The sequence below is a fragment of the Sedimentitalea xiamensis genome (assembly GCF_030164465.1).
Classification (GTDB): Bacteria; Pseudomonadota; Alphaproteobacteria; order Rhodobacterales; family Rhodobacteraceae; genus Sedimentitalea; species Sedimentitalea xiamensis.
The window spans coordinates 1-7,771 of the sequence record NZ_JASNJE010000061.1 but is presented as its reverse complement, the minus strand read 5'-3'; the positions used below and the strand labels follow the sequence as shown (position 1 = coordinate 7,771).

Below are 7,771 nucleotides of genomic sequence, written 5' to 3'. Positions count from 1 at the left end.
TTCGGTGCCAAGGTGCCAGATACAAGCCACCCGTCGGTTTCACGCCGCTCGACGCGTTGAACGGAAACATCGCGCCCGGGCGACCAGTGCTTCTTTGAAATCACAACTATCCCTCCTGAAGATTTCAGGTTCAGGATAGCTGCGCCACACAGATTGAGGCAGAGCCCCTTTAAGGGCAACGTGACAGACGCTTTCACGCACGATCTTTGCCTCTTATCCCATATCAAAATCAAGAATACCCAAACCATTTCTGGAAAGCAAAAGATACATGGCGCATCGCACTGTCCTGACCGACCGCCAGCGGGCGGCATTGTTCGACCTGCCGACCGATGAAGCGTCGATGCTGCATCACTACACGCTGTCGGACGACGATCTGGAGATCATCCGCGCCGTTGCCGTCCCCACAACCGCTTTGGCTTTGCCCTGCAACTCTGCGTGTTGCGATATCCCAGGCGTCTGCTGGGGGCCGGCGAGGTAATACCTTTGGCGGTCACCCGCTTCATCGCCGCACAGCTTGGCCTGAAGCCTGACGATCTGGCCGGGTATGCGACCCGAGAGGAGACCCGGCATGAGCATCTGGCAGCTTTGCGTGCGGTCTACGGCTACAAGATGTTCACGGGCCGAGCGCAACTTTCGTCACAGGATCATCCGTGACATGATCTTTGCCATGAGCGATGCCGCCAGGATCGAATGGTTGGGCGCGGCCCGAGCCAAGCGGGACCAAAGCGCAGATGCAGCATCTCGGGACGCATTTGGAAGGGCATCATTCCTTCGGTCAACTGGCGGTAGAGATGATGTGACATGGCAGTTAATTGTAAGGCTGCGGCTGTTTTTCAAAGTTTGGCATTTAATGATGAGACTCAGCTTATTGCATTCTCACATCAGCTGCATCTGTCGCGGTGGCCCTCATTCGGCTGCCGGAGAGACCAGATGATCGGTTGCTTGGATGAACTTTTCCCGGTTTGCCCCGAAAGTGTGTCGCTGCAGCATCCTGAGAATCTCGGGGCCTGTTCAAGGGCGGTTCGGACAACCGTACGGGTGTTGAGTTCCCGCTGCCCTTGCTCTCGCAGCGTGCGGCGCGCGGTCAAGCGCGGCAGCATCCCTGTGACGGCATTCGTGGCGATCGCCGTGGTCCTGGGGCTGACGTGGCTGCTGCCGGGTACGGCGCTTCTCGGAGGGCGCAAGACATCCGGTCCCGGCCGCGCCCGCGACATGGTCAACCGTTACATGGGCCTGATCGTCACCGCCATGGGCATCCAATTCGCCCTGACCGGCTACAAGGGGTTCATGGCGGCCTGAAAGTCCCCTGTCTTACGGCACCGTGACCATTTGCGGCAACACGAACGCGCCCCGCACAGGAGTCTTGCCGACCTCGAGCCTGCACCCATAGGCCTCGCCCAGGATGTCGTCGCGGTAAACGTCCTCCGGGCAGGCCTGCACGATCAGACGGCCCGCGCGCAGCAATGCGACGCTGTCCGCGCTCATCGCGGTCAGGTTGAGGTCATGCATCACCATGACCACGCCGCCGCCCCGGTCCGCGAACTGTCGGGCCAGGGCCATGACCTGCAGCTGGTGGGCGATATCGAGACTGGAAACGGGTTCATCCATGAAAAGCCAGTGCGGCGTTCCGTCCGCCCCCACCGGCTCCCAGACCTGGCACAGCACGCGGGCCAGTTGCGCCCGCTGCTGTTCGCCTCCCGACAGTTCCTGATAATAGCGGCCTTCGAACCCCGCCAGCCCGACCTGTGCCAGCGCCCGCCGGGCAATGTGATCCTGGCCGGGATGGTTCACCAGTCCCAGACGCACCACCTCGATCACGGTAAAGGGAAAGGCCAACGGTGTAGATTGCGGCAGCACCGCCCGGATCCGCGCCAGGTCGCGCAGCGGGAAGGCCGCGATATCCCGGCCATCGAGCCTGACCGTTCCGGCGAAGGCATGATCCCCGGTCAGCACCTTGAGCAGGGTCGATTTCCCTGCCCCGGACGGGCCGACTATGCTGGTGATCTGCCCCGGCCGGGCGCCGAAACAAACCTCCCGCAAAACCGCCTTGCGGTTGTAGTCGGCACATATGTCGCGCGCGATCAGCATCGCTCACAGGTCCACGATGCCGCGCTGACGCAGCAGGATGAACAGGAAGAACGGCCCGCCGATGATCGCCGTGATGATCCCGATGGGCAGTTCCGCGGGCGCGATGATGGTGCGGCTGACCAGATCGGCCAGGAGCAGCATCGCCGCACCCAGCAGCGCCGCGTTGGGCAACAGGAACCGATGGTCCGGGCCGGTGGCCAGCCGCAACAGATGCGGCACCACGATGCCGACGAAACCGATACCCCCGCCGATGGAAACGGCGGCGCCGGTCGCGGCGGCGACGATCAGGATCGCCGCGCCTTTCAGACGCTGCACCGGAATACCCATATGACCCGCCGCCGCCTCGCCAAGTGCCAGCCCGTTCAGCCCCCGCGCCAGCAGGCCCGACGCCGCCAGCGGCAACAGGATCAGCGGAACCGCGACGGCCAGCTTGCCCCAGGTCGCCCCGGCCAGCGAGCCCATGTTCCAGAAGGTGAAATCGCGCAGCTGCGCATCATCGGCGACGTAGACGATCAGCCCGGTCAGCGCCATTGTCAGCGCGGTCAGCGCGATCCCCGCCAGCAGCATGGTGGCGACCGAGGTGCGTCCGGCCCGTGTGGCGATGCGATACAGGGTCATCGTCGCGCCCCAGGCCCCGAGAAAGGCGAAAACCGGCACAATCCACGCGCCCATCGCGGCGGCAAGCGGCAAGGCGCCGCCCAGCACGATGGCGATCACCGCCCCAAGGCTTGCGCCCGCGCTGACGCCGACAATGCCCGGATCCGCCAGCGGGTTGCGGAACAGCCCCTGCAGGACCGCGCCCGACACCGCCAGCGCGGCGCCAACCAGCATCCCCATCAGAACCCGCGGTACGCGGATGTCCCACAGAACCACCTTGTCGCGCAAGGCGAGCTCGCGCCCCACCGCCAGATCCGCGAGTGCCGACCAGAGCGACGTGCCCGCCGCCCCGACCGCCAACCCGGCGATACAGGTCAGGCCGAGCAGCCCCACCAGGACATAGCCCAGCCGGCGCGCCGCGCGGCTGCGGTCGCCGGCGAGCGGGCTCGCGGCTATCTGTGTGACCATGCTCAAGCCCGTCAGCTTCCCAGCCCGTCGAGGCCCGCCGCCAGTTCGGTCACGGCCTGTCCCGTGCGCACTGAAAAGCCGAGCAGCAACATGCCGTCCATGCGCAGGATCGCGCCGCTCTGCCCCGCAGGTGTGGCGGCAAGGCCGGGATGGGCCAGCAAGGTTTCATCGCTGATAGCCCTTTCGCCCCGGCTCTCCATCACCAGGATCACGTCCGGCGCGGCGGTCAGGATCGCTTCGTCGGTCAGTAATTTGTAGCCCTCAAACCCGCTGGCCGCGTTTGTCGCCCCGGCCAGGGCGATAATTCCGTCGGCGGCGGTGTCGGTGCCGCCGGCCATGATGCGCCCGCCCTGCATGGCAAGCACGAAAAGCACCTTCCGGCCGGTCAGATCCCGGCCCGCTGCCCGGTCGATTTCCGCGCTGACACGCGCTGTCAGTTCTGCGCCCTTTTCGGGCACCCCGAGCGCGGCAGCGACGGTTTCGATCTTGGCTGTCACGGCGTCGCGGTCAAACCCCATCGGAACGGTGACAACGCGGATCTGGCTCTGTTCCAGCAAATCCATGGTTTCGGGCGGCCCGGCCCCGTCCTCCGCCAGGATCAGGTCGGGGTTCACCGACAACACCCCTTCCGGTGACAAGCGGCGCAAATAGCCGACATCCGGCAGGTCACCCGCTTCCGCCGGGTGGTTCGAGGTCGTGTCCCGTGCCACCAGCCGGTGCTGCTGCCCGAGTGCATAGACGATCTCGGTCACCGACCCGCCCACCGAAACGATCCGCTGCGCCGGTTCCGCCTGCAACTGCGCCGCGAATGCCAGCAGCAGCACGGCACAGAGCGAAAGCTGCAGTTTCACCAATGCGCTCAGCCGTTTCATACCGGTTCAGCCTGTTTCAGTCCTTCCAGCCCTGCGACCATCTTGTTCCATCGCTGCGCGGCATCGGGATCGGCCAGCACGCCGAAAAACTGCACGATCAACACCCCGTCCTTGTCAAAAGCCTCGACCGAAATGGCGTCGCCGCGCCGGGTCGCCTTGGTGACCTGCCAGACTTCGGCGATGTGATCGGCGCGCAGATGCAGGTTGAATCCCGGATCCAGCACGTTCAGCCAGGGACCCATCGGTTTCAGCGTTTCTATCGGGCCGGTATGGATCTCGATGCAGCCCATATTCCCGACAAAAGCCATGATCGGCACACCGGTTTCTGCGGCCTGCAAGAGCATCGCCGCCACCGAGTCGGTCGCCAGCGCCCGCACATAGGGCGCGCCCGCGATTCGGTAGGCGCCCAGCCGGTTCATTCTGAGTTTGCGCACCATCTGCAGGAACTGATGCGTATCGGTGATCCGGTCCCATTCCGCGCGCAGGCGCTCGGCCTTGTCCACATCGGCCAGCGCCGTTTCCACCGGCTGGCGTTCCGTCACCTCCAGCACGTCCAACTGATCCGCTAGTTTCAGCTCCGCGACCAGCCCATCCCATTCCTCAAGGACCGAGTTTTCGCGCAGGAACACCTTGTGCACTGCGTCCCCCGCCCCATCGAATATCTGAATCGACCGCCGCAACCCGCCATCCTCCAGCGGTTTTTCCACAGCGAAACCGGTCTGCCAGTGGCGTGGAAACATGCGCAGGTCGATCTCGTCATTGACCACCAGTGCCGCGTGCGGACCGCCGCGATAGCCGTCATAGATGCCGACCTTCTCGATCACGCAGCTCTCGTTCCGGGTCAGCGCCATCACCTCGCCCAGCCGGTTCAGGGCGGGCATGATTCGGTCCATGTCGGCACTGATGCGGGTCACCCCTTGCCCCACATGCGCGGCGAGCAACTGGGCCTCGGCGATGCCGAGCTTGTCCGACAGATCGCGCTCGCGCATCTTTGGGTTTTGGCTGCGGGCCGAACGGATTTCGACCGGATTTGGGGTCTGCGTCACGGGACACTCCTTTGACTGAATGGAGAATCACGTCTGGCTGCTTTTCGGGATTGGCTCCCTGGCCCTGGCTTGCCGCGATCATGTTGCGACCGCATTACCGAGTCTTTTTGTCAACATCAAGTCGGTTTGAAGCCCGTGCATCCTCATTTTCATCGGAAAATCAGGGCAACGACGGCAAAGGTGAAAAATACACTAGTAAAATAATCGGGTAATTGTTAGCACCCTTCCGATCCCGTTTGGCGGCTCTGCCGTGAACGGGCAGAGAAAAACCCAGCCAGAACGCCAGGTAAACAGAAACAGCCTCTCCGGATCAAGCGGGGCGGCACTGGTATGCGCGGGTCTCATCCGGCCCGCCAGGGGACAAAGAATAGAATGACACGTCGCACGACATCTCTCCACATCGCTTCCGGTGCGGTGCTGGCCGCCACCCTGGTGCCGGCCCAACTTGCCGCACAGGGCGCAGAAGACAGCCTGATCCCGCTCGGCGAGATCACGATAATCGGTTCGGGCATCCCGACCGAAGTGATGGACTCCGCCTCTTCGGTCACTATCGTCAACCAGGAGGAAATCAGCCGGGTTCCGCCCACCTCGGTCGCCCAGGTCCTTCAGGACGTGCCCGGAATCAGCGTCACCGAATCCGGCATCGAACGCATCCGCATCCGCGGCGAAAGCTCTCAGCGCGTCGCCATCCTGCTCGATGGCCAGCACGTTTCCGACCACACCACATACGGCACGCCGATCCTGATCTCCCCGACCGAAATCGAGCGGATCGAGATCGTCCGGGGACCGTCCTCGGTGATCTCGGGCAACCGCGCCATTGGTGGCGTGATCAACATCGTCACCAAGCGCGGCGCCGACAAGCCGGTCGAACTGAGCGGCACCGCCGGCTATATCGGCACAAATGACGGGTATCGCGCCGCGGCAAGCATCGCCGGCACGGTCGAAAATTTCGACTATCGCCTGTCCTTTTCCAGGTCTGACCTCGGCGACCGGGAAACCCCGGACGGGCCACTGGTGCCCTCGGGCAGCGAGGACCGCAATATCCTCGCCTTCCTCGGCTACCGGTTCGGAAATCACTATGTCGGGTTCCGGGCGCAGGATTACGACCTGTCGGCGGACGTCTATACCGGCGATCCCGATCTCGTCATCGATCTGCCGAAACGCGATCTGCGCAAGTACAGCGCGTTCTACGAAGGCGAGAACCTGACGCCCTGGATGTCGATGCTCAAAATCGATGCCTACACCCAGACCATCGACCGCAAGTTCCGCAACGACATCACCTTCCCGACGGGTCCGTTTTCAATGAACGTCCTGTCCACCTCCGACGACGAACAGACCACCAGCGGTTTGCGCGCCACCGCCAACCTGGAATTCGCGCCCGGCCACCGCAGCGTGATCGGCTTCCAGCTGGAGGATGACAGTCTACAGACGGACAAGAGTTCGACCACCTCGATGATCCCGCCTTTTGGGCCGCCCACGGTCAGTACCGGCTATGCCGATGCCTCAATCCGCACCGCCAGCCTGTTCGCCCAGCACGAGGCCATCTTCGGCAATGTTATCGGCACGCTGGGGTTCCGCTACTACAGCGTCGAAAGCGATCTGGACAGTTATATCGTCAACGGCGCGGTTCTACCGGGCCAGAGCAACAGCGACGACCGGTTCCTCGGCTCCGCCGGGCTGGTCTACCTGCTGCCCAACGACGCGGTGCTGCGGGCGAACATCTCGCAGGGCTACACCTACCCGTCCCTCAGCGAACTCTACCTGACCTCGGCCGGGGGCAGCGGGACCGTGATCGGCAATCCCGACCTGAAGCCCGAAACCGCCACCAATTACGAGATCGGCCTGCGCATCGACCGCCCCGGCGTGGTGCTGGATGCGGCGCTGTTCTACACACGCTCCCGCGACTACATCGCCACCATCGCCACCGGCACGGCACGGACCTATACCTACCAGAACGTGAACCGGGCCGACAGCTGGGGCCTGGAAGTCGCTGCCGAGTTCGATCCTGGGTGGCTGGGCGGTGTGCGTCCCTACATCACCCTGTCCAACGTGACCCGTGAATTCAGCTATGCCAACGGCTTCACCACCCGAAACAGCGGCGTACCCGAATGGTCCGGCACGACTGGCCTGCGCTCGGACTGGGCCGCCGGCACCGTGAGCGGTACCTGGGACCTGTTCGTGCGGGCCGAAAGCGAAGCGGCGCAACAGGATGAAGCCGGCACCATCGTCGAACAGACCGGCGGCTGGGGCACGCTCAACCTGCGCGGCACGCTGGACCTGACCGAAAACGCGGTTCTGTCGATGGAGCTGGGGAACATGTTCGACAAGACCTACCGCTCGATCGACCAGATCGAAGGCCCGGGCCGCTATGTCAGCCTGTTCGTGACCGCCACGTTCTGAACCGCCCGGAACCCCGAGCAGTCCGGATGCGGGCCGCTCATTCCAGCATAGCCATGACGGAGTGACAACCATGCCGCCGCTCAAATCCATCCTCGAAACGCCAGGCCTAGTCACCCGAATCTGAACGACTACCGGCTGGCGCCGGTAGGATCAGCGATGTGCTGTTCCAGGTACTGAAGTACGATGTCTTCTGTGATGGCACCATTGGTTGTTGAGAAATACCCGCGTCCCCAGAACCTGCGGCCCCAGTAGCGCCTGCGCAGCTCTGGGAACTCGCGTTGCACCTTGTGGGACGAACGC

General features: G+C 63.7%; 8 protein-coding genes and 1 pseudogene. 3 read left to right on the top strand and 6 right to left on the bottom strand.

The annotated features are described in order from the left end of the window. Nucleotides 1-197, bottom strand: a 197-nt coding sequence (locus tag QO034_RS22760; protein ID WP_284487799.1) for a hypothetical protein, incomplete at its 3' end; no start/stop codon positions are given. Between the two features lie 71 nt (nucleotides 198-268). Here QO034_RS22760 and QO034_RS23430 point away from each other — a divergent pair. Next, a pseudogene (locus QO034_RS23430) lies at nucleotides 269-654 on the top strand (DUF4158 domain-containing protein). 450 nt (nucleotides 655-1,104) lie between these two features. Continuing rightward, nucleotides 1,105-1,299: a hypothetical protein gene (locus tag QO034_RS22745; protein ID WP_284487796.1), complete on the top strand. Its 195-nt coding sequence runs from the start codon at nucleotides 1,105-1,107 to the stop codon at nucleotides 1,297-1,299. Nucleotides 1,300-1,311: 12 nt separating this feature from the next. Here the strand turns inward: QO034_RS22745 and QO034_RS22740 are convergent, their stop codons facing one another. Genes QO034_RS22740 through QO034_RS22725 form a run of 4 tightly spaced genes read right to left on the bottom strand, consistent with a single transcriptional unit; the run spans nucleotide 1,312 to nucleotide 5,014 of the window. Beyond that, nucleotides 1,312-2,088, bottom strand: a complete 777-nt coding sequence (locus QO034_RS22740; protein WP_284487795.1) for a heme ABC transporter ATP-binding protein — start codon at nucleotides 2,086-2,088, stop codon at nucleotides 1,312-1,314. Nucleotides 2,089-2,091: 3 nt separating this feature from the next. After that, on the bottom strand, nucleotides 2,092-3,153 hold the full coding sequence (locus tag QO034_RS22735) for a FecCD family ABC transporter permease (RefSeq protein WP_284487794.1): 1,062 nt from the start codon (nucleotides 3,151-3,153) through the stop codon (nucleotides 2,092-2,094). Nucleotides 3,154-3,164: 11 nt separating this feature from the next. After that, complete coding sequence (locus tag QO034_RS22730) at nucleotides 3,165-4,025, bottom strand: heme/hemin ABC transporter substrate-binding protein (protein ID WP_284487793.1); 861 nt, start codon at nucleotides 4,023-4,025, stop codon at nucleotides 3,165-3,167. Continuing rightward, nucleotides 4,022-5,014 (bottom strand): hemin-degrading factor, encoded by a 993-nt coding sequence (locus QO034_RS22725; protein ID WP_407696808.1) that lies wholly within the window; start codon nucleotides 5,012-5,014, stop codon nucleotides 4,022-4,024. The genes QO034_RS22730 and QO034_RS22725 overlap by 4 nt, the downstream gene beginning before the upstream one ends. A gap of 429 nt (nucleotides 5,015-5,443) precedes the next feature. Between QO034_RS22725 and QO034_RS22720 the strand changes: the two genes are divergently transcribed. Further along, entirely contained in the window at nucleotides 5,444-7,471 is a 2,028-nt protein-coding gene (locus QO034_RS22720) for a TonB-dependent receptor (protein ID WP_284487791.1), read from the top strand. Between the two features lie 128 nt (nucleotides 7,472-7,599). Here the strand turns inward: QO034_RS22720 and QO034_RS22715 are convergent. Further along, nucleotides 7,600-7,771, bottom strand: a 172-nt coding sequence (locus QO034_RS22715; protein ID WP_284487800.1) for a transposase, incomplete at its 5' end; no start/stop codon positions are given.

Excerpts from the sequence above, each read along its gene's own strand:
- QO034_RS22740 (WP_284487795.1), bottom strand. The coding sequence starts at position 2,088 with ATGCTGATCGCGCGCGACATATGTGCCGACTACAACCGCAAGGCGGTT.
- QO034_RS22735 (WP_284487794.1), bottom strand. The coding sequence starts at position 3,153 with ATGGTCACACAGATAGCCGCGAGCCCGCTCGCCGGCGACCGCAGCCGC.
- QO034_RS22730 (WP_284487793.1), bottom strand. The coding sequence starts at position 4,025 with ATGAAACGGCTGAGCGCATTGGTGAAACTGCAGCTTTCGCTCTGTGCC.
- QO034_RS22725 (WP_407696808.1), bottom strand. The coding sequence starts at position 5,014 with ATGCGCGAGCGCGATCTGTCGGACAAGCTCGGCATCGCCGAGGCCCAG.
- QO034_RS22720 (WP_284487791.1), top strand. The coding sequence starts at position 5,444 with ATGACACGTCGCACGACATCTCTCCACATCGCTTCCGGTGCGGTGCTG.